This window comes from Pseudodesulfovibrio karagichevae (assembly GCF_041414475.1).
In the GTDB taxonomy this organism is placed as follows: domain Bacteria; phylum Desulfobacterota; class Desulfovibrionia; order Desulfovibrionales; family Desulfovibrionaceae; genus Pseudodesulfovibrio; species Pseudodesulfovibrio karagichevae.
This window is the reverse complement of the sequence record NZ_JBGLYH010000006.1, coordinates 79,754-104,019: the sequence shown is the minus strand read 5'-3', so window position 1 is coordinate 104,019 and position 24,266 is coordinate 79,754. Positions and strand designations below refer to the sequence as shown.

General features: G+C 65.0%; 21 protein-coding genes and 1 other RNA gene. 9 read left to right on the top strand and 13 right to left on the bottom strand.

What is annotated here, in order from left to right; all coding sequences use genetic code 11:
* Window positions 1–38: 38 nt before the first annotated feature.
* From AB6M95_RS04030 to glmU, 9 genes are all read right to left on the bottom strand, one after another.
* Window positions 39–731, bottom strand: a complete 693-nt coding sequence (locus tag AB6M95_RS04030) for a queuosine precursor transporter (protein WP_371385448.1) — start codon at window positions 729–731, stop codon at window positions 39–41.
* Between the two features lie 397 nt (window positions 732–1,128).
* The gene (gene tyrS / locus AB6M95_RS04025) at window positions 1,129–2,406 is read right to left on the bottom strand and encodes a tyrosine--tRNA ligase (protein ID WP_371385447.1); all 1,278 of its coding nucleotides are present in this window, start codon (window positions 2,404–2,406) and stop codon (window positions 1,129–1,131) included.
* A gap of 39 nt (window positions 2,407–2,445) precedes the next feature.
* The gene (locus AB6M95_RS04020) at window positions 2,446–3,225 is read right to left on the bottom strand and encodes a TIGR00282 family metallophosphoesterase (protein ID WP_371385446.1); all 780 of its coding nucleotides are present in this window, start codon (window positions 3,223–3,225) and stop codon (window positions 2,446–2,448) included.
* A 64-nt stretch (window positions 3,226–3,289) separates the two neighbouring features.
* A complete protein-coding gene (locus AB6M95_RS04015; protein ID WP_371385445.1) occupies window positions 3,290–4,180 on the bottom strand; it encodes a CheR family methyltransferase in 891 nt (296 codons plus the stop codon).
* A 144-nt stretch (window positions 4,181–4,324) separates the two neighbouring features.
* Entirely contained in the window at window positions 4,325–5,881 is a 1,557-nt protein-coding gene (rny, locus tag AB6M95_RS04010; RefSeq protein ID WP_371385444.1) for a ribonuclease Y, read from the bottom strand.
* A gap of 186 nt (window positions 5,882–6,067) precedes the next feature.
* A non-coding RNA gene (gene ssrS / locus AB6M95_RS04005) (6S RNA) lies at window positions 6,068–6,251 on the bottom strand.
* 26 nt (window positions 6,252–6,277) lie between these two features.
* Window positions 6,278–6,547, bottom strand: coding sequence for a cell division protein ZapA (gene zapA / locus AB6M95_RS04000; protein WP_371385443.1), 270 nt, complete (start codon window positions 6,545–6,547; stop codon window positions 6,278–6,280).
* Between the two features lie 12 nt (window positions 6,548–6,559).
* On the bottom strand, window positions 6,560–6,736 hold the full coding sequence (locus tag AB6M95_RS03995; RefSeq protein ID WP_371385442.1) for a hypothetical protein: 177 nt from the start codon (window positions 6,734–6,736) through the stop codon (window positions 6,560–6,562).
* A gap of 77 nt (window positions 6,737–6,813) precedes the next feature.
* Window positions 6,814–8,190 carry a bifunctional UDP-N-acetylglucosamine diphosphorylase/glucosamine-1-phosphate N-acetyltransferase GlmU gene (glmU, locus tag AB6M95_RS03990; RefSeq protein WP_371385441.1) on the bottom strand — a complete coding sequence of 459 codons (1,377 nt, stop codon included), beginning with the start codon at window positions 8,188–8,190 and terminating at the stop codon, window positions 6,814–6,816.
* Between the two features lie 562 nt (window positions 8,191–8,752).
* On the opposite strand from glmU, the gene AB6M95_RS03985 reads away from it, so the two are divergent.
* From AB6M95_RS03985 to buk, 9 genes are all read left to right on the top strand, one after another.
* Entirely contained in the window at window positions 8,753–10,147 is a 1,395-nt protein-coding gene (locus AB6M95_RS03985) for an FAD-binding oxidoreductase (protein WP_371385440.1), read from the top strand.
* A complete protein-coding gene (locus AB6M95_RS03980; RefSeq protein ID WP_371385439.1) occupies window positions 10,140–11,414 on the top strand; it encodes a (Fe-S)-binding protein in 1,275 nt (424 codons plus the stop codon). The genes AB6M95_RS03985 and AB6M95_RS03980 overlap by 8 nt, the downstream gene beginning before the upstream one ends.
* A 598-nt stretch (window positions 11,415–12,012) precedes the next feature.
* A complete protein-coding gene (locus tag AB6M95_RS03975) occupies window positions 12,013–13,437 on the top strand; it encodes an SLC13 family permease (RefSeq protein WP_371385438.1) in 1,425 nt (474 codons plus the stop codon).
* 20 nt (window positions 13,438–13,457) lie between these two features.
* A complete protein-coding gene (locus AB6M95_RS03970; RefSeq protein WP_371385437.1) occupies window positions 13,458–14,582 on the top strand; it encodes a 2-oxoacid:acceptor oxidoreductase subunit alpha in 1,125 nt (374 codons plus the stop codon).
* A 10-nt stretch (window positions 14,583–14,592) separates the two neighbouring features.
* Complete coding sequence (locus AB6M95_RS03965; RefSeq protein WP_371385436.1) at window positions 14,593–15,420, top strand: thiamine pyrophosphate-dependent enzyme; 828 nt, start codon at window positions 14,593–14,595, stop codon at window positions 15,418–15,420.
* Window position 15,421: 1 nt separating this feature from the next.
* The gene (locus tag AB6M95_RS03960; RefSeq protein ID WP_371385435.1) at window positions 15,422–15,955 is read left to right on the top strand and encodes a 2-oxoacid:ferredoxin oxidoreductase subunit gamma family protein; all 534 of its coding nucleotides are present in this window, start codon (window positions 15,422–15,424) and stop codon (window positions 15,953–15,955) included.
* A complete protein-coding gene (locus tag AB6M95_RS03955; protein ID WP_371385434.1) occupies window positions 15,955–16,188 on the top strand; it encodes a 4Fe-4S dicluster domain-containing protein in 234 nt (77 codons plus the stop codon). The genes AB6M95_RS03960 and AB6M95_RS03955 overlap by 1 nt, the downstream gene beginning before the upstream one ends.
* A gap of 68 nt (window positions 16,189–16,256) precedes the next feature.
* Window positions 16,257–17,174, top strand: a complete 918-nt coding sequence (locus AB6M95_RS03950) for a phosphate acyltransferase (protein ID WP_371385433.1) — start codon at window positions 16,257–16,259, stop codon at window positions 17,172–17,174.
* Window positions 17,175–17,193: 19 nt separating this feature from the next.
* Window positions 17,194–18,279 carry a butyrate kinase gene (buk, locus tag AB6M95_RS03945; protein WP_371385432.1) on the top strand — a complete coding sequence of 362 codons (1,086 nt, stop codon included), beginning with the start codon at window positions 17,194–17,196 and terminating at the stop codon, window positions 18,277–18,279.
* A gap of 211 nt (window positions 18,280–18,490) precedes the next feature.
* On the opposite strand, the gene AB6M95_RS03940 is transcribed toward buk, so the two are convergent.
* The 4 genes from AB6M95_RS03940 to AB6M95_RS03925 all read right to left on the bottom strand — a co-directional run bounded on the left by AB6M95_RS03940 (window position 18,491) and on the right by AB6M95_RS03925 (window position 24,261).
* Entirely contained in the window at window positions 18,491–20,386 is a 1,896-nt protein-coding gene (locus tag AB6M95_RS03940) for a sigma 54-interacting transcriptional regulator (RefSeq protein ID WP_371385431.1), read from the bottom strand.
* 280 nt (window positions 20,387–20,666) lie between these two features.
* Window positions 20,667–22,622, bottom strand: a complete 1,956-nt coding sequence (locus tag AB6M95_RS03935; RefSeq protein ID WP_371385430.1) for an OPT family oligopeptide transporter — start codon at window positions 22,620–22,622, stop codon at window positions 20,667–20,669.
* A gap of 20 nt (window positions 22,623–22,642) precedes the next feature.
* Window positions 22,643–23,470: a substrate-binding periplasmic protein gene (locus tag AB6M95_RS03930; RefSeq protein ID WP_371385429.1), complete on the bottom strand. Its 828-nt coding sequence runs from the start codon at window positions 23,468–23,470 to the stop codon at window positions 22,643–22,645.
* Window positions 23,471–23,478: 8 nt separating this feature from the next.
* Window positions 23,479–24,261, bottom strand: a complete 783-nt coding sequence (locus AB6M95_RS03925; protein ID WP_371385428.1) for a substrate-binding periplasmic protein — start codon at window positions 24,259–24,261, stop codon at window positions 23,479–23,481.
* Between the last annotated feature and the right edge of the window lie 5 nt (window positions 24,262–24,266).

Sequence of the window (24,266 nt, the reverse complement as noted above, 5' to 3'; positions counted from 1 at the left end):
AGGCGGCCTTCGTCATTCCATGGTATGGATACGGCGCTCTACGCGGACGGGGCGGCGGCCTGCTCCTTGTGGAACATGCGCTTGGCCAGGTAGATGAACGGAGTATCCAGGGCGGCCACCACGAACTTGATGATGTAGGTGGACAGCAGGATCTCCATGAAGACGTTCATCGGGAACACGCCCCAGAAGGCGATGAAGCAGAAGATCACCGAGTCGAGCAGCTGGCTGACCATGGTCGAGGCGTTGTTGCGCAGCCACAGGTGCTTCTCGCCCGTGCGCGCGCGGATGGCGTGGAAGGCCCAGACGTCGTGCAGCTGGGAGACCAGGTAGGCGGCCATGGAGGCCAGGGCCACGCGCGGCATGAACCCGAACAGGACCTCCAGGTGCGGCTGGGCGAAGTCGTCGGCCGCGGGCTGGAAGAGCAGGGCGATCTGCATGTACGCGACCATCATGAGCAGGGTCACGAACCCCAGCAGCACGCCCTTGCGCGCCTCTTTCTTGCCGTAGAACTCGCTCAAGAGGTCGGTGGCCAGGAACACGCTGGCGTACAGCACGTTGCCCAGCGTGGTGGTCAGCCCGAACAGCTGCACGGTCTTGAGCACCTGGATGTTGCACAGGAGCAGGTTGAAGACCATCAGGCCGAACAGTCCGACCTTGCCGAACAGCCGGTACACCACCAGGACCATGCACAGGTCCACCAAGGCGAATAGGATCCATAATGTCTCGTTCATGGCCCCGGGTGTGCCTCCATTTTTGAGTGAGGTCAAGTTTTTGGTGGGGGGCGGCTTGCGATAGCGGGCCCTCTGCACTGCCTTTGCAAGCTTCCTCTTCGGGAAACGGGCAAAGAAAAAGGGCGCGACTTGCAACGCAAGTCGCGCCCTATCTTTTCTTTCGGAGCGGCTCAGGTGGCGCAGCCACTCGACAGCGGCTTTACTCCCCCGCGTCTGGAATAGGCTTGGGAGAGTGGGGCAGCTGTGCATTTTCTTCCGGCCGGGGCAACCGCAGCGTGCCTCAGCTCTTAGGCCGAGCTTGCTCGGTCTTAGAGATGACGACAGCAGCGATAGCCGTCTACGTGAGGATTGCCACGGCCGGAAAAAATGTGCAGATGGCCCGCTATCGCAAGCCGCCTTAGCCCCTGGTCACCAATCCATAGTTCTTCTTGCCCTTGCGGATGACGAGGAGCTCGCCGCCGATGAAGTGGGTGTCGAGGATGTCGTCGCCCTCCACGCGCTCGCCGTTGATGTACACGCCGCCGCCCTGGATGTCCTTGCGCGCCTGGCCCTTGGACTTGACCAGGCCGAGGTCCACGAGCATCTGGGGCAGGTCGGGTACGTCGCCGGGGGCGTAGCGCATGGCCGGGGCGGATTCCAGGGCCGAGCGCAGGGTGCCGGGGTCGATGGCCTTGAGGTCGCCCTTGCCGAACAGGGCCTCGGTGGCGGCCAGGACGCGCTCCAGCTCGTGCTTGCCGTGGATCATGGTGGTGACCTCTTCGGCCAGCCGCTTCTGGGCCGTGCGCAGGTGCGGGGATTCCTCGGTCTGCTTCTCCAGCTCGGCGATCTGCTCGGGAGTGAGGAAGGTGAAGAGCTTGAGGAACTTGATCACGTCCGCGTCGTCGGTGTTGATGAAGAACTGGTAGAAGGCGTAGGGCGAGGTCAGGTCCGCGTTGAGGTACACGGCGTTGCCCTCGGACTTGCCGAACTTCTTGCCGGAGGCCGTGGTGATCAGCGGGAAGGTCAGGGCGAAGGCTTCGGCAGACTCGCCGTCCACGGCGTAGCGGCGGCGGATGAACTCGCAGCCCGCGGTGATGTTGCCCCACTGGTCGCCGCCGCCGATCTGCAGGCGACAGTCGTAGTTCTTGTACAGATGGTAGAAGTCGTAGGACTGCAGGATCATGTAGGAGAACTCGGTGTAGGAGATGCCGGTCTCCTCGCGGCCGATGCGGCCCTTGACCGACTCCTTCTGGAGCATCCAGTTGACCGTGAAGTGCTTGCCCACGTCGCGCAGCAGCTCGATGCAGGTCATGTCCTTGGTCCAGTCGTAGTTGTTGACGATGTTCGGGCGCTCGCCGGTGTTGCGTTCCACGAAGCGGCGGACCTGGTGCTTGATCAGCTCCAGGCGCTCGTCGAGCTTCTCGGCGTCGGACAGTTCGCGCTCCTTGTCCTTGCCCGAGGGATCGCCGATGCGGCCGGTGGCCCCGCCCATGAGGTACAGGGGGTGGTGGCCCGCCTTCTTCATGCGCACCAGGCAGAGCAGGGGGACGAGGTTCCCCACGTGCAGGGATTCGGCGGTGGGATCGAAGCCGCAATACATGGTGGCCCCGGGCTCGGACAGATACGCGCGCACCTTGTCTTCGTCAGAAACCTGATTGATCAGCCCCCGCCATTTCAACTCGTCGTAGATGTTCACTTTCTTCCTCATTTATGTGGGTTGGACAGTGGATCGGGCCTAGTCGTTCCGCTGGAACGTGGCCATGGATACCGCCTTGCCGGTGCTCTCATCTATGTCAAAAATCGCGCCTTGTAAAACCCCTGGGCCGGTGGCCGCTTCGAGTTGCCGGGGCAGCCCGGTCAGGTAGCGGTCCAGGATGATTTCCGGCTTCATGCCGAGACAGGAATCGGCGGCCCCGCACATGCCCAGGTCGGTCAAATAGCCGGTCCCGCCGGAGAGCACCTTGGCGTCGTTGGTCTGGACGTGGGTGTGGGTGCCGACCACGGCCGAGACCTTGCCCTCCAGGAAGTAGCCCATGGCGATCTTCTCGCCCGTGGCCTCGGCGTGGAAGTCCACGATCTGCACTCGGATGTCGGCGGGCAGGGCGTCGAGCACGGTCTCCACGGCGGCGAACGGGCAGTCGATGGGCGGCATGAAGGTCCGGCCGATGAGGTTGATGACCGCCACCGGCGGGAAGCCGTCCTTGCGGAAGACGCGCACGCCCGAGCCGGGCAGGTGCTCCGGGTAGTTGTGTGGGCGCAGGATGCGCCCATCCCCGTCCAGCATGGCGTAGAGGTCCTTGTACTTCCAGATGTGGTTGCCGCCGGTGATGCCGTCCAGGCCCGCCTTGAGCAGCTCGTGGGCGTGCTTCTGCTTCAGGCCGTAGCCCCCGCTCGCGTTCTCGCCGTTGGCGAAGATGAAGTCGAGGGACTCCTCCTCCCGGATGCGGGCGAGGTTCCGGATGACGGCCTTGCGGCCGGGCAGGCCTACGATGTCGCCGAGAAAGAGAATGCGCATGACGCTCCTTGGGGTGGTGCGAAGGGTTTGCCGGACGGGACCGGCGGGATGACGGGCGGGGCGGTCAGAGCCGCTGGAAGACCGTGGGGGCCACCTGCCGGATGGGCAGGGTCATGCCGGACAGGCTTTCCGAGTGGCCGATGAAGAGGTAGCCGCCGGGCTGGAGGTTGTTGCAGAACTTGTTGAAGAGCACTTCCTGGGTGGGCCGGTCGAAGTAGATGACCACGTTGCGGCAGAAGATGATGTTCTGGGTGTTCTGCAGGCGGAAGTCCTCCATGAAGTTCAGCTGCTGGAACGAGACCTTGTTGCGCAGGATGGCGTCCATCTTGACCAGCTGCTTGTCCTTGGACTTGAGCATGTACTTCTTCTTGTACTGCATGGGCACGTCCTCGACCTTGTCCATGGAGTAGACGGCCCGCTTGGCCTCGGCCAGGATCTTCTGCGAGATGTCCGTGGCCAGGATGGAGAAGTCGAACCCCTGCCGCCCGACGCCCCATTCGTGGAGCACCATGCCCAGGGTGTAGGGTTCCTCGCCGCTGGAACAGCCCGCCGACCAGATGCGCAGGGCCGAGGACCGGCCCACGCCCCGGCTCCACAGCTCGGGCAGAACGATGTTGTTCATGATGTCCCAGTGCTTGGGCTCCCTGAAGAAATGGGTGGTGTTGGTGGTGACCACGTCGATCAGGTGCGAGCGCTCCCGCTCGCGCCCCGCGTCCGAGAAGACGTAGTCGCAGTATTCCTTGTAGCCGGACATGCCCAGGGCGCGCAAGCGCTTCTGGAACCGGGACTGGAGCAGGACCTTCTTGCTGGGCGGCATCTTGATGCCGAGTTCGGTCTGGATCAGGTCGCTGAACCGCTTGAATTCGGCGTCGCCCATCTCGGAGCGTACCAGGTTCATGGACTTGTCCATGGCCTGCTTGAGCTGATCGGTGGATGGGTCTGTGCTGCGGCTCATATCTGTCAGGGCTCCCTTTGCTGCCGGGTTCAGTGATGCAACCATATAGGATGATCATTCTCGTGAGCCATGATTTTTTTCGGATACGCGGCGGGGAGGAAAAGGCGCACCCGGAGGCTCCTCCGGGTGCGCTGGGGAATGTGTTTATTTGGCGTAGCCCACGGCTCGTTTTTCACGGATGACCGTGACCCGGATCTGGCCGGGGTAGGTCATGTTGTTCTCGATCTTCTCGGCGATGTCCTTGCAGAGCACGTAGGTGTTCTCGTCGCCGACCTTCTCGGAATCGACCATGACGCGGATCTCGCGGCCCGCCTGGATGGCGTAGGCCTTCTGCACGCCGTCGAAGCCGGTGGCCAGCCCTTCCAGCTCCTCGAGGCGCTTGACGTAGTTCTCGAGCAGCTCCTTGCGCGCGCCGGGCCGGGCGCCGGACAGGGAGTCGGCGGCCTGGACCAGGTTGGCCAGGATGGTCATGGGCGGGGTGTCCTCGTGGTGGGCGGCGATGGAGTGGATGATCTCCTTGGATTCGCCGTGCTTCTTGGCCAGGTCCGCGCCGATGATGGCGTGGGGGCCTTCGATCTCGTGGTCCACGGCCTTGCCGATGTCGTGCAGCAGTCCCGCGCGCTTGGCCTCCTTCTCGTTCAGGCCGAGCTCGGCGGCCATGACGCCGCACAGGAAGGCGACCTCCATGGAGTGCTGGAGCACGTTCTGCGAGAAGCTGGTGCGGTAGTGCAGGCGGCCGAGCAGGTTGATCAGCTCGGGGTGGATGCCGTGCACGCCCACGTCGAAGGTGGCCTGCTCGCCGATCTCCTTGAGCTTGGTGTCCATCTCGCCCTCGACCTTGCGGACGATCTCCTCGATGCGGGCGGGGTGGATGCGGCCGTCGTGGATGAGGCGTTCGAGCGCCTGCTTGGCCACTTCGCGCTTGAGCGGGCTGAAGGCGGACAGGACCACGGTCTCGGGCGTGTCGTCGATGATCAGGTCCACGCCGGTGGCGGCCTCGAGCGCGCGGATGTTGCGCCCCTCGCGGCCGATGATGCGGCCCTTCATGTCCTCGGAAGGCAGGGTCACGGCGGTCACGGTCTGCTCGCCCGCGTAGTCGCCCGCATACCGCTGCAGGGCCAGGGAGAGGATCTCCTTGGCCTTCTTGGAGGCGTTTTCCTTGGCCTCCATCTCGATATTGCGGATCATCTTGGCGGCTTCGTGCCGGGTGCGGGACTCGATCTCCTTGAGCAGGCTTTCCCTGGCCTCCTCGACGGTCAGGCCGGAAATCTCCTGGAGCTTGCGCTCGTGCTCGTCGGATTTCTGGGTCAGGTCCTCCTCCAGTTCGCTCAGGTGCTTCTCCTGCTTGATGAGCTGCTTCTCCAGCTCCACGACCTGGGCTTCCTTGTCCGCGACCTTCTCCCGCTTGGCGTCGAGGCGCTCCTCCTTGGAGTGGAGGCGCTTCTCCTCGCTCTTGAGCTGGCTCTCGCGGTCCTTGAACTCCCGCTCCAGCTCCTTCTTCTGGTTGAAAATCTCATCCTGCGCCTGGAGACGGGACTCTTTCTTCAGGGCCTCGCTCTCCTTGCGGGCCTCCTCCACGATGCGTTCAGCAAGCCCTTTGGAGTCGGAGACCTTTTTGTCGGTGATGTATTTGAAGAGAATGATCCCGGCTCCGAGGCCGATGATCAATCCACCGCCGACCATGGCGATTTCGGATAACATGAGGTTGCTCCTTTTTATGTTAACAGGCTATTGAACAGGCGGCCTGTTTCCGCCGTGCCGCGTTGAAGAGCACGCAACAAAGACGCACTCTGCTCTGAAGAGAAGAGAGGAGGGTGGTTTCGGATATGGCTGTAGGGTTTATATCGCCGCCTGAAAACGCCGGTCTTGGCCGGTCAGGCGGAGGTTTAAATCCCCGGGAAGCCGTGTTGCCTGTATGTTTTGAACCTGGTATGTCCAGGTGGGCATGACTCGCGGGCCTTCAGGCTTCCCGGTCGGACCGGGCCTGCTCACCAGCACGCTGGAGTCGTCGCCCTTTATCAGAGCATTGGCTCAATAACACTCCGGGCAATCACGCACGCCCCAGGGTAATTCCTTGCCGACCTCGGCCCCGCCCAGTTATCGGCCCGGGTCCGTAGAGGTCTTTTCCAAAATCTCTCCGATCTTCCCTTCCAGTCGCTTCAGCTTATCCTGGGCGACCAGATAATCGTCCGCCAGGCTCAGGAGCAGGTAGGTGAGCAGCTTCTCCTTGCTGATGTCACCGGCCCCGGCAACAAGCTCCTTGTGCTTGTTCTCGATAAACGCCTGCGCGGCCTCGATGCGGACATTGTCCGCATCCGTCTTGAAGGATATCTCGAGTCCCATCAGGGTCAGCGTGTATCGAGGCATCGTAACTCACTATCATTCCAGCTCGTTTTCTATCTTCCCAAGCAGGGTGTCGATACGCGATTCGATGTCGGTACGCAGACGCCTCTCGGCCTCGGCCTCCTCCTTCAAGCGCTGATTTTCTTCTTTCAGTTCCGCAATTTTATTCAATAATCCATTGAAACGCTCTTCAAGCTTGGCAACTAATTCCATATCTTTTTTCTATGCTTTTTTCGGGTCCAAGGCAAGATTTCTTTCCACAGTTATTCAAAGGGTTTTCCACCGTCACGCTAGTTTCTTTTCAGGCTCCGGTTCAGGTTGACCTGCTTGCCCCTGGCGATGCCGGTCTGGTTGTCCGGCACGTCCTTGGTGATGGTGGACCCCGCTCCGATCAGGGCGTTGTCGCCCACGCTCACCGGAGCGACCAGGGCGGTGTTCGAGCCGATGAACGCGCCCGCGCCGATCCTGGTCAAAAACTTGTTTTTCCCGTCGTAGTTGCAGGTGATGGTCCCGGCCCCGATGTTGGCCCCGGCCCCCACCTCGGCGTCGCCCAGGTAGGTCAGGTGGCCGGCCTTGGCGCCTTCGCCCAGCACCGCCTTCTTCATCTCCACGAAATTGCCGACGCGCGCGTTCTTCTCGAGCCTGGCGCCGGGCCGCAGCCGTGAATAGGGGCCCACGGTCACGCCTTCGCCCACCTCGGCCCCCTCGATGTGGTTGAACTCGCGGACAACGCACCCTGGCGCGAAAGTCGCGTCGGTGATGTGGTTGTACGAGCCGAGCCTGGCCCCGGCGGCCACCCTGGACGCGCCGTAGAGCTCGCAGTGGCCGAAGATTTCGGCGCCGGGCTCGACCACGACCCTGGGGCCGATGATCACGGTGCCGGGGTTGTGGATGAGCACGCCGGAATCGATGAGCTCGTCGACGATGCGCGCCCGCAGGGTACTTTCCGCCGCGATCAGTTCGCGAGGGGAGTTGATGCCCATGAGGGAGATGTCGTTGCCCGCCTGGACGCCGTCCACGGACAATCCCTCCTCCACGGCCAGTTCGACCAGGTCGGTGATGTAGTACTCGCCGGACTTGTTGGCGTTCTCCAGTTTTTCCAGGAGCGGACCGAGGGCCGCGACCTTGAGCAGGTAGATGCCCGCGTTGACCTCGCCGGTGACCGGGCCGTGCAGGGAAAAATCGTAGTCCTTGGCCTCGACGATGGCCTTGATCCTGCGCTCCCTGTCGCGGACCACCCGGCCGAAGGCACCGGTGTCGCGCGGGGTGATGGTCATGAAGGCCAGGTCGCAGCACCCCTGGGCGGCCATCAGCCGGTCCAGGGCCTCCACCGTGACCAGCGGGGTGTCGCCGTTGATGACCAGGCAGTGGGTGGCCCCGGATTTTTCCACGGCCTCCCAGGCCACCTGCAGGGCGTGCCCGGTGCCGAGCTGCTCGGCCTGCATGACGAAGCGGTCGGCCATGGCCGGGAAGGCCTTGGCCACGTTGTCGGCGTCGTGGCCCACCACGGTCAGGACGTTGTCCCGCACGATGGGCGCGAGGGCCTCGTATACATAGAAGAGCATGGGCTCGTTCAGCAGGGTCTGCAACACCTTGGCTTTGGGCGAACGCATCCGCGTCCCCTTTCCTGCGGCCAGCACCAGGGCGGTCGTCTTGGTCTCGGGCATTCTGTTCTCCGTATTGGGTTCCTTGTACCGTTATGCCGGGCATAAATTACCCGCTCGCAAGGAAAAGGACAAGACCCCTTTGCAAAATGGCGTCAAGTTGTCGTGTGATGCCCGCCCGTTTCCGGGGCCGATTTTCCGGGGCCGCGTCCCCCCGTCCCTTCGCCCCGGATCGGGCGGCTCACAATCGAAACACCGTTAATAATATGAACGCATTTTCAGATGAGAAAGCCGTGTTCGCAAATGCCGCGAACCGGATTTCCTTTCCATTCCGGCTTGTTGGCGAAGGAGCGTCCGGCCGCTGCGCCCGGCATGGGACTTGCTCATATGGCCGTGATTTCCAATGGAGCGGTACCCGGCCCGGATCGAATCCGGACGGGACACCCCGTCGGAGCACGTCAGCGCCCCACTCGTTGCGGGAGGGGGATTTGACCGGCGGCAAGGCCCTCCGGGGAAACGGCGACAGCGCCGTGGTTCCGGGGCGGCCCGCCACGTCTTCGGACGTGGGCCTCACGCCGGGCGGACGCGCCGAGCCGGGGCCAACATGACTGAACAGGAGGCGGTTATGGATCACGATATTCTTGTGGGCGCCCTGACCAAGCTGGTCGGCCCGGACAATATTCTCACCGGCAAGGAAGACCTCATCGGCTACACCTACAACGCGGGAGGGGCGGCCCCGTCGGCCGTGCTGCCCGCCGCGGCGGTCATCCCGGAAACCACGGAGCAGGTCTCCGGCGTGGTCCGGTTCGCCAACGAAAACCGATTGCCGGTTTTGGTTCGCGGGCAGGGGTCGGGCCTGAGCGTCAACGTCATCCCCGAGCAGGACGATTCCATCGTCATCTGTATGCAGGCCATGAACGAGATCGTGGTCGACCCCGGGAGCATGACCTGCACGGCCGAGGCCGGGGCCATCACCTCGGACATCAAGGCCGAGGCAGCCAAGCACGGGCTGTTCTACCCGCCCGACCCGGCCAGCTTCACCTTCACCTCCATCGGCGGCAACGTGTCCACCGACGCCGGGGGGCTGCAATGCGTCAAGTACGGCACGACCAAGAGCTACGTGTCCGGCCTGGAGGTGGTCCTGCCCAGCGGCGAGATCATCCACACCGGCGGCAAGTGCATCAAGGACGTGACCGGGTACAATCTGACCCAGCTGTTCACCGGGGCCGAGGGCACCCTGGGCGTGGTCACCAAGGCCGTGCTCAAGCTCATCCCCCAGCCCGAGGCCAAGACCGCGCTGCTGGTGGCATTCGACGACCTGGAGAACGCGGCCACGGCGGTGGTGCGCATCATGCATGGCGGGGTGGTCCCGTCGGTCATGGAGTTCATGGAAAAGACCTTCATCGAGGCCGTGGAGGCGCACACCCAGGCCGGGCTGCCCAAGGACGCGGCAGCCATGCTGCTCATCGAGCTGGACGGCGAGGCCGTGACCATCCCGGCCAAGATCGGCAAGGTCCGGTCCATCTGTTCCGAGCTGGGCATGATCCAGTTCCGGGCCGCCGCCAACGAGGAGGAGGCCGAGGCCATCTGGCTGGCCCGCCGCGCCGCGCTCCCGGCCCTGGCCCGGGTGGCCAAGGGACGGTTGGGCGGCGATCCGGCGGCCCCCATCGACCGGCTGGCCGACGTGGTCAGGACCCTGCACGGCCTGGGCGAGAAGTACGGCCTCAAGGTCGGCTGCCAGGGGCACGCCGGGGACGGCAACGTGCACCCGCACTTCTTCTTCGACAACGACGAGCAGAAGGCCCTGGCCGCCCAGGCCCGGACCGAGTTCCACGAATACATCATCTCCATCGGCGGGACCGTGTCCGCCGAGCATGGCGTGGGCCGGGAAAAGGCCCCGTACCTGGTCAAACAGCTGGGCCGGGCCCAGGTAGACGCCATGTGGGCCGTCAAGAAGGCCCTGGACCCCAACCTGATCATGAACCCCGGCTGCATCTTCGGGGAGTCGGACCATGACTAGCCTGCCCGAAGAACTCAAGGCCCGCGCGGCCAAATGCACCCGCTGCGGTTCCTGCCTGGTCGTCTGTCCCGTGGCCACGCGACTGCACAGCGAGGCCACCAGCGCGCGCGGCAAGCTGCAGTTCATCCGCGCCCTGGGCGAGTCCCGCCTGGACGCGGGCAGGGAGCTGTCCCGCCTGGTCAATCTCTGCCTGCTCTGCGACGCCTGCTCCGAGCGGTGTCCCTCGGGCGTGAAGACCACGGACCTGTTCATCCTGCTCCGGCACGAGCTCGGGACCGAGGTCCCCCTGCCCCGGCTCAAGCGGCTGGCCTTCACCGGGCGGACCTACCGTCGCCTCTTCGACCTGGCCATGCGCGCGGGCGGCCTGTTCCAGATGGCCCTGTTCCGCGACGCCGGGCACGGCCTCGGCGTGGAGGCCCGCCTGCCCATCCCGGCCGCCGGGCTCGACGTCCGCCGGGTGGTCCCCAGGCTCGGCGTCCGGCCCCTGCGCAGCCTGGTCTCGCGCAAGGACGACCTCAAGCACCCCCGGGCGCACGTGGCCTTCTTCCCGGGCTGCATGCTCAGCTACATCTATCCCGAGGCCGGGGCCGCCGTGGTCCGGACCCTGCGCGCCAACAACGTGAGGGTGTCCATGCCCGACGACATGGGCTGCTGTGGCACGCCCATGCTGGTCAACGGCGACTTCGAGACCGCCACGCTTCTGGCCGAGCGGACCATCGCGGCCCTGGGCTCGCGGGAGTACGACGCGATCATCACCGCCTGTCCCACCTGCGGCTCGGCCCTGAAGGAGCGCTACGAACTCCTGCCCCTGTCCGACGAGGCCCGCGCGACCTGGGAAGGGTTCCGGGGCAAGGTCGTCGACTTCTCCCGGTTCCTGGCCCAAACCGGCCTGCACCGGAACATGCTCGCCCGCGAGCGGACCGTGACCTACCACGACTCCTGCCACATGGTCCGGAGCATGAAGGCCAAGGCCGAGCCCCGCGGGCTGCTGGCCGAACTGCCCGGCACCGAACTGGTCGAGATGCGCGACGCCGGGGCATGCTGCGGCTGCGGCGGCACCTTCAGCGCGGAAAACTACGACCTCTCCCGGCGGATCAACGACGACAAGATCCGCAACATCATCGCCTCCGGGGCCTCCACCGTGGCCATGGGCTGCCCGGCCTGCATGATGCACATAGCCGACGGCCTGGCCCGCCACGGGTCGGACGTCCGCGTCGTGCACACCGCCCAGCTTCTGGCCGAGGCCTACGGACCGCCCCGGCCATGACCCCGAAGCCATTCCTCCCTCACGATCATGACGGAGGGCACCCCCTCAAGCCGGAACGACCCTCGTTCCGGCTTTTTTTTCGGAGGCGGGGAGACCGGGCGTGGCGGCCGCTTTTCCAAAGGGAAAACCCGGAGCGCGGAAAGACGGACACGGCCCTTCCCTCGCGTCCGCGACCGGCCCTTAGGGGCGATGCCAATTCCAGAGGCAGTGGGTCGGAATGGCCGCCCGGGCCCTTTGCGCACACACTGGCCCACCCCTCGCTCCAGACAACCGTACGAAAGGGCGGCAGTTAAGAAAATGAACAGTGCTAAGTATCTTTACGGCCTGTTCGGACGGTATGGAGATCGGCGGAAATCCGCTTAAAAAATCTACAGTATTACAGTGTGTTAGCAGACGCTTTGCCGGCCTGTTTTGTGGCACGGTGGTTGCTATTTGGGGAATGCTTCACGAGGACGCCCGGTCTGCCCTGAACCCGAGTCGGACGCCCGTACGGAAGTATTAAGGGTAATGGTCTGCTTGCCGCCGTCGGCCCGATCGGCAAACGGCGGCTCCAATTCGGGTTCAATGGACCGCTCTCTTGCATTGTAGGAGGTGCAGCATGGAGTGTAAACAGAGTTCCGGCGACGGCTGGATTGCTTATCTCAGGTATGGCGTCGCCGTTCTTTCCATCTTCGCCGGGGTGGCCATCGCCCTGATGACCCCGCCTGATGGCCTGACCCCCGAGGCCATGCGCGCCATCGGCGTGCTCGTCTTCGCCGTGGGTTGGTGGATATGCCAGATCGTGCCGGAGTACGTCACCGGCATCCTGATGTGTACCTTGTGGGCGGCGACCCATAGCGTCAAGTTCGACGTGGCCTTCTCGACCTTCGCGGGCACGGGCTGGTGGATGATGGTCGGCGCCTTCGCGCTGGGTGCGGTGGCCGGACGGACCGGCCTGTTGCGGCGCATCTCGCTGTACGTCCTGACCCTGTTCCCGGCCACGTTCCGCGGCCAGGTCCTGGGGCTCATGGGCGCGGGCACGATCATCAGCCCGCTGGTGCCGAGCATGAACGCCAAGTCCGCCCTGTCCGCCCCCCTGGCCCTGGCCATCAGCGATTCCCTGGGCGCGGAGCGCAAGAGCCCCGCCGCCTCGGGCCTGCTCGCGGCCTGCTACACCGGGTTCGTGCTCATGGGCCACATCTTCCTGTCCGGCTCGTTCAGCCATTACATGCTGATATCCATCCTGCCCGAACAGTACAAGAACGTGTCCTGGTTCGACTGGCTCCTGTGGGCCCTGCCCTGGGGCGTGGTCGCCTTCACCGGCCTGGCCCTGTACATCTTCTGGGCCTACGCGCCCAAGGAGAAGCTGGCCCTGCCCAAGGGGTACGGCCGCAAGGAGCTCGACAAGATCGGGCCCATGTCCCGCGACGAGAAGATCGTCCTGGCCGTCATCCTGGCCGCGCTGGTCGGCTGGATGACCAGCTTCATGCACCACATCTCGGGCGCGGTCATCGCGGTCATGGCCATGTGCATCCTGCTCGGCGTGAAGACCATGACCAAGGAGGACTTCAAGACCCGCATCGAATGGCCGGCCATCTTCCTCATCGGCTGCGTCTTCAACATGGCCAAGGTCGTCAAGGCCCTGCACATCGACGTCTGGCTGACCGGAGTGCTCAAGCCGATCATGGGCTTCGTCATGAGCTCGACCCCGGTCATGATCGTCTCCATCGTGGTGGTCATCGTTCTGATCCGCTTCCTGATCACCAACATGACGTCCGGCTCGATCATCGTGGCCATCGTCATGATGCCCTCGGTCCTGGCCGCGGGCATCAACCCGTGGATCGTCATCTTCATCGCCTTCACGGCCGCCAACGTCTTCTTCTTCAAGTACATGAACACGATCTACCTGTGCGCCCAGTTCACCACGCACGGCGAAATGTCGGACCACTGGCCCATGGCCAAGTTCTGCATGGCCTTCACGGTGATCAGCACCATCGGGTTCCTGGTCAGTGTTCCGTTCTGGAAGATGTTCGGCTTAATGTAATATATTGAGGAGTTTATAGAATGAGTACAGCCAAATTGATCCAAGGCAACGCCGCCATCGCCCAGGGCGCCTTCTATGCCGGGGCGCGGTTCTATGCCGGCTATCCCATCACGCCTTCCTCGGAGATCGCGCAGATCGCGGCCAGCGAGCTGCCCAAGCTCGGCGGGGTCTTCATGCAGATGGAGGACGAGCTGGCCAGCATGGGCGCCATCATCGGCGCGTCCCTGTCCGGCGCCAAGGCCTTCACCGCCACCAGCGGTCCCGGCTTCTCGCTGATGCAGGAGAATCTGGGCATGGGCACCATGGGCGAAGTGCCGCTGGTCGTGGTCAACGTCCAGCGCTCCGGCCCGAGCACCGGCCTGGCCACCCGCCCGGCCCAGTCCGACATGATGCAGCTGCGCTGGGGCCGCCACGGCGACCAGAGCGTGGTGGCCCTGATCCCGGCCACCGTGGCCGAGTGTTTCGAGCTGACGGTCAAGGCCTTCAACATCGCCGAGAAGTACCGCACCCAGGTGGTCGTGGCCCCGGACGAGGTGGTCGGCCACATGCGCGAGAGCTTCCGCGTGCCCGAACCGGGCGAGCTGGAAGTCGTCGACCGCGTCAAGCCCACCGGCGATCCCGAAAGCTACAAGCCCTTCGACTTCACCCCCGGCGCCGTGGCTCCGCTGGCCTCCTACGGCAGCGACTACATCTTCCACGTCACCAGCTCCATGCACGGCGAGGACGGCTACAGCTGCAACGCCCCGGACAACGCCGCCCGGCGCGTGGCCCAGCTGCACACCAAGCTCGAGGACAACCTCGACGACGTGATCATGGTCAAGGAGTTCGACGTGGAGGACTGCGACGTCCTCATCGTGGCCTACGGCGTGGTCACCCGCGCCGCGCGCTCGGCGGCGGCCAAGGCCCGCGAAAACGGCGTCAAGGCCGGCGTGCTCCAGCTCCAGACGGTCTGGCCCTTCCCCGAGAAGGCCGTGGCCCGCGCCGCCGCGAACGCGAGCGTCGTGGTCGTCCCGGAGATGAACTACGAGGGCCAGATGGCCGGCGAGGTCCGCAAGGTCGTCGGCGACCCGTCCAAGGTCCGCACGGTCAATTCGTACAATGGAACGATCATGTTCCCCGACGCCATCGAAAAGGCCCTGTACTAGGAGAGAACCGATGAAATACGCCACTGGAATGGACTATATCAAGACCGACTCCCTGCCGCACATGTGGTGCGCGGGATGCGGCGACGGCATCGTGGTCAGGGCCATCGCCTGCGCCTTCGAGAACCTCGGGCTGGACCCGCGCAAGATCGTCATGGTCAGCGGCATCGGCTGCTGGGGCAAGGCGGACGACTACTTCAGCTGCAACGCCCTGCACACCACCCACGGCCGGGCCCTGGCCTACGCCACGGGCGTGAAGAGCGCCAACCCCGAGCTGACCGTGGTCGTGCTCATGGGCGACGGCGACGGCACGACCATCGGCGGCAACCACCTGCTCCATGCGGCCCGCCGCAACATGGATCTGACCGCCGTGCTGGTGAACAACTACAACTACGGCATGACCGGCGGCCAGGCCTCGGCCACCACGCCCCACGACGCCGTGACCAGCACCTCGGTGCTCGGCAACCCCGAGCGCAGCGTGGACGTCTGCGAACTGGCCAAGGTGGCGGGCGCGAACTACGTGGCCCGCGAGACCGTGGCCCAGGGCACGCGCCTGTCCAAACGCATCCAGGAGGGCATCGCCAACAAGGGCTTCTCCCTCATCGAGGTGGCCAGCCCGTGCACCACGCTCTTCGGCCCGCGCAACAAGATGCGCCAGCCCGTGGACATGCTCCGCTGGCTCAAGGAAAAGGGCGTGTCCGAGTCCCGCTTCGACAAGATCGAGGACGCCGCGTCCCAGGGCTACTTCAAGGTCGGCAAGTTCGTGGAGCGCCACGACCCCGACTTCAACACCAGCTATGAAGTCATGCGCGACCGGCTCCAGCAGAAGGAGGGCAAGTAACATGGCACGACACTCCGAAATACTCATGGCGGGCACCGGCGGACAGGGGCTCATCTTCGTGGCCTCCTTCCTGGCCGAATGCGCCATCGCCCAGGACCTGAACGTGGTCCAGACCCAGACCTACGGCATCGCCCAGCGCGGCGGGTTCATCTCCGCCGGGGCGATCATCTCGCCGGAGGAGATCTTGTTCCAGCAGGTCACCGCCCCCAACGTGATCGTGGCCCTGCACGACGTGGTCGGCAACCGCTACGACGACGCGACCGTGCCCGTGGTCTACGATTCGAGCATCATGACCGAGCGGACCTTCGACAACTGGCTGGGAATCCCGTGCACCAGCACGGCCCAGGAGATGGGCGCGCCCAAGTCGGCCAACCTGGTGGCCCTCGGTGCGGTCTACCAGATCTACCCGTTCGTGGACTTCGACAGCATCGTCAAGGCGGCCAACAAGAAGTTCGCCCCCAAGATCGCTGAAATGAACATCGAAGCCGTCAAAAAGGGCATCGCCCTGGCCGAAGCGGCTTCCCAGACGAGGTAATGACCATGGAAGAAGCCAAGAAGAAGTTCAAGATCACCATCGTGGAAGAGCGCTGCAAGGGGTGCGGCTACTGCAAGGAAACCTGCCCCAAGGACGTCTTCGAGTTCGAGGGGACGCTCAACGCGGCCGGATACGTCGTGTCCTCGCCCAAGCACCTGGACCGGTGCATCGGCTGCAACAGCTGCGTCATGGTCTGTCCGGACCTGGCCCTGTCCCTGTCCGAGGAAGCATAGCAACAGGCGGCCCGCGCCGCCTCTCCGGGGCCCCGTCCGCGGGGCCCCGGCCATATCAAGAGGAATCCATGTCATACACCACCCTGGAACAACTGGCCGACAAGGTGCGCAACAGCGGCCGGGGCGCGCGGATCGTGTCCGTGATCAACGCCACCGAGAGCCACGTGCTCGAGGCCGTGCGCGACGCCCGGAAGGACGGCCTGATCTCCCCGATCCTGTTCGGCGACAAGGACGTCATCGCCGAGCAGCTCGAACTGCTCGGCCTGTCCCCGGCGGACTTCGCCATCGTGCACGCCGCCTCGCCCGAGGAGGCCGCCGTCAAGGCTGGCCAGTCCCTGGCCTCGGGCCGGGCCGATTTCCTGATGAAGGGCAACATCCCCACCGGGAACATGCTCAAGGCCCTGTTCAGCAAGGAGGCGGACTTCCGCACCGGGAACCTCATCTCCCACCTGAGCATCATCGAGCTGCCCGACCACCCCAAGCTCTTCGGCCTGACCGACGCGGCCATCAACATCGCGCCCGACCTGGAGCAGAAGAAGGGCATCATCCGCAACGCCGTGGCGACCATGCGGGCCATGGGCTTCGTCCACCCGAAGGTGGCCGTGCTGGCCTCCACCGAGGTGCCCAACCCCAAGATGCAGGCCACCATGGACGCCGTGGAGATCAAGAAGGCCGGAGCTGCCGGGGAACTGGGCGACTGCGTGGTCGAGGGCCCCATCTCCTACGACCTGGCCATGAGCCCGGAGTCCGCGCGGATCAAGAAGTTCGACAGCCCCATCCAGGGCGACGCCGACCTGCTTGCCGCCCCGGACATCAACGCGGCCAACGTGCTCATCAAGGCCCTGCGCTATGCCGGGCATTCCCGCAGCGCGGGCATCGTCATCGGCGGGCGCGGCCCCATCGTGCTGACCTCGAGGGCCGCCGCCACGCAGGACAAGTACTGGCCCCTGGTCCTGGCCGCCTCGGCCACCCTCGGCGACAACTAACGAGCGACAGGAGCCATCCGTGCCTCAAGAAAACTACGTCATACTGACCATCAATCCGGGATCGACCTCCACCAAGATCGCGGTCTTCGACAACGACAAGCTGCGCTTCGAGCACAAGGTCGACCATCCGGCCGAGGAGCTGGCCAAGTTCACCAACAGCATGACCGAGCAGTTCCCCATGCGCCGCGAGGCCATCCTCAAGAGCCTGGCCGAGCGGAACGTGGACCTGGCCACCCTGAGCGCCGTGTCCGGCCGGGGCGGCAAGCTGCCCCCGCTGAAGCAGGGCGCCTACGCGGTCAACCGCGAGATGTTCGAGTTCCTGCGCGACCGGCCCATCGACGACCACGCCTCCAACCTCGGCGGCATGCTCGCCTACGACATCGCCCAGGCCCGGGGCATCCCGGCGTTCATCTACGACGCCGTGGTCGTGGACCAGCTCGAGGACATCGCCCGGCTGAGCGGCCTGCCCGAGATGAAGCGGCGGGCCTCCTGCCACGTGCTGAACATGCGCGCCGTGGCCCGGCGCGTGGCCGAGCGCGAGGGCAAGCGGTTCGAGCAGAGCTCGTTCGTGGTCTGCCACATGGGCGGCGGCATCAGCGCCTGCGTGCTCAAGAACGGACGGATGATCGACGTGGTCACCGACGAGGAGGGGCCGTATTCGCCCGAGCGGTCCGGCGGGCTGCCCGTGCGCCAGCTCATCGACAGCGCCTTTTCCGGCGAGTTCGACCGCCTGTCCCTGACCCGCCGCACGCGCGGCAAGGGCGGCCTGGTCGCCTACCTGGGCACGAACAACGCCATCGAGGTGGAGCGGCGCATCGACGCGGGCGACGCCGAGGCCGCCCTGATCTACGAGGGCATGGCCTACCAGACGGCCAAGACCATCGGCGGGCTGGCCACCGTGCTCCATGGCGGCCTGGACGGCGTGGTCATCACCGGCGCGGTGGCCTATTCCGAGCGGCTGACCGGCTGGATCAGGGAGCGCATCGCCTTCCTCGGGCCGGTCTTCGTCGAGCCCGGCGAGGACGAGCTCCAGGCCCTGGCCCTGGGAGCCCTCCGGGTCCTGCGCGGCCAGGAGGAGGCCCACGAATTCACCCTGTCCGACTGACCTCGGACCCAACCGACTCCCCCGGCCGGGCGGCCCCGCACCTCGCTCCGAACTCCAGACAGGATACCCGGAGAGGACCGCCAGTCCGGGAGCCCGTCCCGGCGCAGAGCACTACCCTTACCCCACCCTACGGGACGGGACACCAAGGCCGGAACGATCCCCACAGGATCGTTCCGGCCTTTCCTTTCGCCGAATTCCGTTGGCCCGGAGGCTATTGCCGGACCTGGGTCTCCTGGAGCCGCTTCCAGACGGTCACGCGGCTGACCCCGAGGCGGCGGGCCACCCGGGTCTGGTTGCCGCCCATGCGGTCCAGCATCTTGGTGAAGATCTCGTTCTCCATGTCCTTGAGGGAGGCCACGTGGATGGTCAGCATGCCCGGCGCGTCGTCCGCGGCGGCCAGGCCCGCACACCCCCGGCTCCGGCGGGTGCGCTCGGCCAGCAGCTTCATGGCCGAGTAGTCCAGGTTGCTCTCCAGGGGCTGGAGGATGAGCAGCTTCTCCATGAAGTTCTCCAGCTCGCGGACGTTGCCCGGCCAGTCGTACTCCCGCATCATGTCCAGGGTGCGGGGCGAGAGCCGTTTGGACTCCACGCCGTACATGGCCCCCTTGGAGGCCAGGAAGAAACAGACCAGGGTCTCGATGTCGTCGGGCCGCTCCCGCAGCGGGGCGATGGTCAGGTTGAGCAGGTTGAGCCGGTAGTAGAGGTCGTCCCGGAACTCGCCCCGTTCGACCATGCCGAGCAGGTCCTTGTTGGTGGCGGCCACGATGCGGGTGTTGACGTCCAGGATACGGTCGCCGCCGACCCGGAGCACGGCCTTTTCCTGCAATACGCGCAGCAGGCGGCTCTGGATCATGGGCGAGATGTCGCCGATCTCGTCCAGGAAGATGGTCCCGTTGTGGGCCAGCTCGAAGAGCCCGGCCTTGCCGCCCTTGCGCGCCCCGGTGAAGGCCCCGCTGGTGTAGCCGAACAGCTCGCTTTCGAGCAGGCTCTCGGGCAGGGCCGCGCAGTTCACGGCCACGAACGGTCCCTTGCTGCGGGGGCTGACGTTGTGGATGCCCTGGGCGAAGAGCTCCTTGCCCGTGCCGGTCTCACCCTCGATGAGCAGGGCGGCGTCCGTGGAGCCGAACTGCCGGGCCCGGAGTACGCATTCGCGCATGGCCCGGCTGCTGTAGATGATGTCCGAGAAGGACTTCTTGGCCACCAGGCCCGCGTTGCGCAGGGCGTTGCGCGACTTGCGCTCCAGGGACTGGATGTCCGAGATGGACTGGAAGGTGACCAGGGTCTCCTCGATGCGCCGGTTGATGCTCAGCTGGATGCGGTTGACCATGAAGGCGTTTCCGCCGCTGACCACGGTCTCGTTGACCAGGAAGCTCCCGTCGCCGTAAATGTCGCGGAATATCTGCGGCACCTCGGGCGAGGACAGGGACTTGCCGACCACGTCCGCCTGGGTGACGTTGAAGATCTTCTCGGCCGCGAAATTCATGATCGGAATGACCCCGTCCTTGTCCACGCTGAAGATGCCTTCGCTGGAATAGTTCAGGATGTTGGTCACCCGGCTGGTGGTCAGTCGTTCCTTGTAGTTCAGGTCGATGATGTTCTTGGCCGCCATGAGCGCGCTGCGGATGTTCTCCCGGGAGGACTCGATCATGACGTAGTCCACGCCGTGCTTCCGGACGTGGTCGCAGGTGCACCCGCCCAGGCCGATGACCGTGTGGTCCTTGAGGGAGAAGACCTTGGCGATCTGGTCCTGGAAGTCGTCCTTGTTGGAATAGGGGAACACGGTGAAGTCGAAGTCCGGGGTCAGCTGGGCCAGGCTCTCGAGCTCCTTGAGCAGGGGACAGTCGTAACTGACCAGGGCCACCTTGTGGCCGTAGCTCTTGGCCTTGTTCAGGGCCTGGACGTAGTCCACCACCGAGATGGTGATGGAGATGACCGGCTTGGACAGGGTCTCCTCCATGAGCAGGGCGGTCCCGCCCTGGGAGAGGAAGACGTCGTATTCGCTCTGGTGTTCCAGGGCGTACAGGTGGCCGTCGGTCAGCAGGCCCCCCTTGCGGATGTCCAGTTGCAGGCCGAGGCCCTTGGCGACCCTTGCGGCCTCGCGGCTCAAGGTTTCGGATGTTGAAATAAGAAGCGCCCTGTGTCTCACGGATGGGTTTCCTCCTTGCGCCCGTAACGCGCCTGTCGGCGACAGGTCGAAGGGGCGACATTACACCGCCATGGAGTCCCGGCGATGTTACAGGAAAACGTCCGCCGATTCAATGCCGACGGTATAAACGCATGATTTGGCAGCGCCCCGCGGAGGAGGGGCCGGGACCGTTTCGGGAACCGCCCGCCCTGTGCGCTTATGATGGAGATAAGCCCATTGTAGACAGTGTGTTGCGATGGTCTTAGTAGGCCAGCCTGCCCAGGGATTTCATGATCAGGGTGCAGCCCATGGCGAACATGCCGGTCAAGCCCATGCCGCAGGAGAAGCCCGCCAGCAGGACCGGGGCGTAGTGCCGCCACTTGGCGCCGTACTTCTTCAGGAAATAGAAGCGGCCGAGGAGGGCACCCACGACCTCCAGGAGCATGCCGTGGGGCGTGGACTGGCCGAGCCCCCGGACCACGCCGTAGACCAGGAGCACGGGCAGGCCGAGCACGTTGAGGACCGAATAGAGGATCAGCCCCAGCCCCAGGCCGGACAGGACCACCGGGCCGGACAGCGCCTCGAAGAAGAGCGAGTTGCCGTCCAGCGTGGAGGTCTGGAGCAGCAGGGAGTTGAGGGCCTGGAGGTGCCACAGCTGCTGGGCGAAGGGATACTCGGGCGAGGGGATGGGCGCGAGCTGCCAGAGGAACTGGGAGAAGAGCAGGCTCGAGACCATGACGATGGGAAAGACCAGGATTTCGGCCTTGATGATGCCCTTCAGGCTGGTGCCGGTCAGCTCGATCTGGCGGAACTGGACCGTGGCCTCGCCGTAGTTGTGCACCGGGATGGGCGCGTACCATATCTCCAGCCCGTGGTAGCCGAAGAACTTGGCCCCGGCGATGAACGAGAACTCGCGGACCATGGGCAGAGCCACGAACTGTCCGGCCACGCCCTCCATGCGCGCGGAGATGTACGAGATGACCGGGGTGTAGACGAAGCCGTAGAGGACGAAGAAGATCCACGGGAAGCTCGGCACCAGCCACAGGCAGAACCCGATGTAGCACAGGGTCGAGAAGACGTAGATGCCGATGGACACCCAAAAGTTGATGTCCCCGCGCCCCTCGGGCGGGTTGAACAGGACCGAGAAGTCCAGGCCGCCGGTCGAGCTCCGGAAGGACTTGATGACGTAGTAGATGCCCACCGCGCCGATGGCCAGGCCGAGCCCGATGCCGAAACTCATGTAGAAGTCGAAATTGTTGGCGAAGACCGTCTCCACGGTGGCCATGCCCGGGTGCCAGCGGTGCAGGATGCCGTGGGCGTAGAGAATCGGGTTGGCGACGATGGTCACGATCAGCCCGAGCAGGCCGCCGATGACCGCCCAGAAGGGCAGGACCATGCCGATGAAGACTAGGCCGAGGTCGAACTGGATGCCGGTGGCCACGGCGGGCAGGGCGTTCTCGGTGTACCGGGTCAGCTCCACCCACGGGATGGGGATGAGCCGGATGGGCTCGGTGAAGAGCAGCCCGGACAGGGCGGGCAGGAGCACGTAGAAAAAGCCGAAGGCCAGCCCGATGACCCCGCCGATGGAGAAGACCCGCCACTTCCAGCCGGTCTTCTTGTCCTCGGTGGACTCGGCCAGGGCCATGGTGCCCAGCGCGCCCACCGGGGCCATGGGGAAGGGCAGCTTCTCCACGTCCGAGGTGATCCGGTAGAGCGAGTAGCCCAGGCCGAAGTGGTCGATGCGCTGGACCAGCTGCGAGCCGACGAGCAGCATGATCGGCACCAGCCAGTCGCGGTGCAGGAAGGTCCGCTCCAGGTAGGAGCCCGAGCCGAGCGTCGGGGCCACCCAGTGGGGGATGAATTCGGTCAGGCCGAGCATGCGCGCCGCGTCGGACTGGACCAGGTACTGGTTCCACAGCAGCCCCTGGAACGGCGAGGCCAGGGCCGCGCCCGCCATGTAGTAAAGCAGGAATATCTCCTGTTCCTTCAGGTGGGTGTAGGAGCGCTTGGCGATCTCGGCGAACAGGATGATGGTCACCCAGCGGGCGGCCGGGCCGATGCCCTGGCCGATGACCAGCTGCAGGTACATGGAGCCGGGCATCATCAAAAAGCCGATGAAGATGGCCCCGACGATGGTCTTCCAGTCGAAGCCCTCCTCGAACTTCTCCGGCGGCTGCATCAGGTCGCGATATTCTTTCAGTTCCTTGTCGTCGTACATGCGTCAGGCTCCGTCGGGGGCTATCTGTACCGGTCGAGGATGGCGTTCAGGGCGCCGTCCCGCTTCATGGCCCTGATGCGTTGGTTGATGCGGTCGATATAGTTCTCCCAGCCCCGCCCCTTCGGCAGGAGGAAGCGGTACCAGGCGCTGTCGAACGGGGTCGCGGCCATGCGGAAGCGTTCGGGGTGCAGTTCGGGATGGTTGCGGAAAAGCCACAGGGTCTCGCTGCGGTTGACCAGGGCCGCGTCCACCCTTTCCCGGTCGAGCATCTCCAGCATGCTGTAGGGCGACCCGCAGTCGATGCGCGTGATCGCTCCCTCCCGGAAGGCCGGCTCGAGGGCGGGATAGACGAAATCCGCCATGGCGGCCACGCGCAGGCCCCGGAGGGACGCCGGGGAGACATAGCGCAGGGTGCTGTCCGCCCGGAAAAGCAGGACGTCCTCGTTGAGCATCACCGGGTCGGTCCACAGGAAACGGTCCGGATCGTCGACCCACTCCCGGGCCGAGAGGCAGATGTCCAGCTCGCCGTGTTCGAGCATGTCCCGGCCCCGGCGTTCGGGCAGTTCCCTGACCCTCAGGGTCAGGCCGAGAGGCGTGGCAATCTCCCTGAGCACGTCCACGATCACGCCGTCGCCCTTGGCGGCCGGGTCGCTCATCTGGTAGGGCGGCCAGTCCTCGTTGGTCATGAACAGGACGAGATCGCGCGCGTGTCCCGTGCCCTCGGCGCACAGCAAAAACAGGCAGACGAGGGCCACGGCGGCCGCGTTGGGGGCCCCGCGCAGGCGGCCGGGGAGGCCCGCTCCCGTTCCGGCAACCCGCCGGTATCGCATCGGTTTCTTGTCGTGCATATGTCCGCCTACCTGTACCGGTCGAGTATGGCCTTGAGGCTGCCGTCCTTTTTCATCTCCCTCAGACGGCGGTTGAACTGGCCGACCACGGGCTCCCAGCCCTGGCCCCTGGGGAAGAGGAACCGGAAGAGCGCCCGGCCCACCGGGGGCTCGTTCACGCGGAAGCGGTGCGGCTCCAGATCGTGGCGCGTGCGGAGTATCCACTGTATCTCCGTACGGTTGACCAGCACGGCGTCGGCCCGGCCACGGGCCAGGAGTTCGAGCATGGCCTCGGGCGAGGGAGCGTCCAGGCGGGTGATCCCGCCCGGCCTGAAGTGGCCTTCCAGGGCCGGGTAGACGAACCCCTTGATGCACGCCACGGTCATTCCGTGGAGGGATTCGGGCCCGGTGTAGGACAGGGGGGCCCCGGCGCGGCAGAGGAGCACGTCCTCGTTGGGCATGAACGGTTCGGTCCACAGGAAGCGGTCCGGATTGTCGGTCCATTCCCGGGCCGAGGCATAGACGTCCACCCCGCCGTACTTGAGCATGTCCCAGCCCCGCTTGTCGGGCAGCCGTATGCTGGTCACGGTATAGCCCAGCGGCCCGGTCACGGCCCGGAGCACGTCCATGAGGATGCCGTTGTTTTCGGATTCCGGGCCGACGATGTAGTAGGGCGGCACGTCGGCGTGGGCGATGAACATGACCATGCCGGTCTTTTTCTCCGCCTGGGCGGCGGTGCACACGATGCCGCCGGCGCTCTCGACGAGCAGCAGGATGAGGGAGAGGGGGAGTATCTTCAATATCGAACGCATGGGTA

What these genes read in the sequence shown, in the direction of transcription:
- AB6M95_RS03975 (WP_371385438.1), top strand. Translation starts at nt 12,013, where the DNA reads ATGGAGTGTAAACAGAGTTCCGGCGACGGCTGGATTGCTTATCTCAGG.
- AB6M95_RS04020 (WP_371385446.1), bottom strand. Translation starts at nt 3,225, where the DNA reads ATGCGCATTCTCTTTCTCGGCGACATCGTAGGCCTGCCCGGCCGCAAG.
- AB6M95_RS03980 (WP_371385439.1), top strand. Translation starts at nt 10,140, where the DNA reads ATGACTAGCCTGCCCGAAGAACTCAAGGCCCGCGCGGCCAAATGCACC.
- AB6M95_RS03930 (WP_371385429.1), bottom strand. Translation starts at nt 23,470, where the DNA reads ATGCACGACAAGAAACCGATGCGATACCGGCGGGTTGCCGGAACGGGA.
- AB6M95_RS03955 (WP_371385434.1), top strand. Translation starts at nt 15,955, where the DNA reads ATGACCATGGAAGAAGCCAAGAAGAAGTTCAAGATCACCATCGTGGAA.
- AB6M95_RS03950 (WP_371385433.1), top strand. Translation starts at nt 16,257, where the DNA reads ATGTCATACACCACCCTGGAACAACTGGCCGACAAGGTGCGCAACAGC.
- zapA (WP_371385443.1), bottom strand. Translation starts at nt 6,547, where the DNA reads ATGCCTCGATACACGCTGACCCTGATGGGACTCGAGATATCCTTCAAG.
- AB6M95_RS03995 (WP_371385442.1), bottom strand. Translation starts at nt 6,736, where the DNA reads ATGGAATTAGTTGCCAAGCTTGAAGAGCGTTTCAATGGATTATTGAAT.
- AB6M95_RS03985 (WP_371385440.1), top strand. Translation starts at nt 8,753, where the DNA reads ATGGATCACGATATTCTTGTGGGCGCCCTGACCAAGCTGGTCGGCCCG.
- AB6M95_RS03925 (WP_371385428.1), bottom strand. Translation starts at nt 24,261, where the DNA reads ATGCGTTCGATATTGAAGATACTCCCCCTCTCCCTCATCCTGCTGCTC.
- rny (WP_371385444.1), bottom strand. Translation starts at nt 5,881, where the DNA reads ATGTTATCCGAAATCGCCATGGTCGGCGGTGGATTGATCATCGGCCTC.
- AB6M95_RS03970 (WP_371385437.1), top strand. Translation starts at nt 13,458, where the DNA reads ATGAGTACAGCCAAATTGATCCAAGGCAACGCCGCCATCGCCCAGGGC.
- AB6M95_RS04030 (WP_371385448.1), bottom strand. Translation starts at nt 731, where the DNA reads ATGAACGAGACATTATGGATCCTATTCGCCTTGGTGGACCTGTGCATG.
- AB6M95_RS03935 (WP_371385430.1), bottom strand. Translation starts at nt 22,622, where the DNA reads ATGTACGACGACAAGGAACTGAAAGAATATCGCGACCTGATGCAGCCG.
- AB6M95_RS03965 (WP_371385436.1), top strand. Translation starts at nt 14,593, where the DNA reads ATGAAATACGCCACTGGAATGGACTATATCAAGACCGACTCCCTGCCG.
- glmU (WP_371385441.1), bottom strand. Translation starts at nt 8,190, where the DNA reads ATGCCCGAGACCAAGACGACCGCCCTGGTGCTGGCCGCAGGAAAGGGG.
- AB6M95_RS04015 (WP_371385445.1), bottom strand. Translation starts at nt 4,180, where the DNA reads ATGAGCCGCAGCACAGACCCATCCACCGATCAGCTCAAGCAGGCCATG.
- AB6M95_RS03960 (WP_371385435.1), top strand. Translation starts at nt 15,422, where the DNA reads ATGGCACGACACTCCGAAATACTCATGGCGGGCACCGGCGGACAGGGG.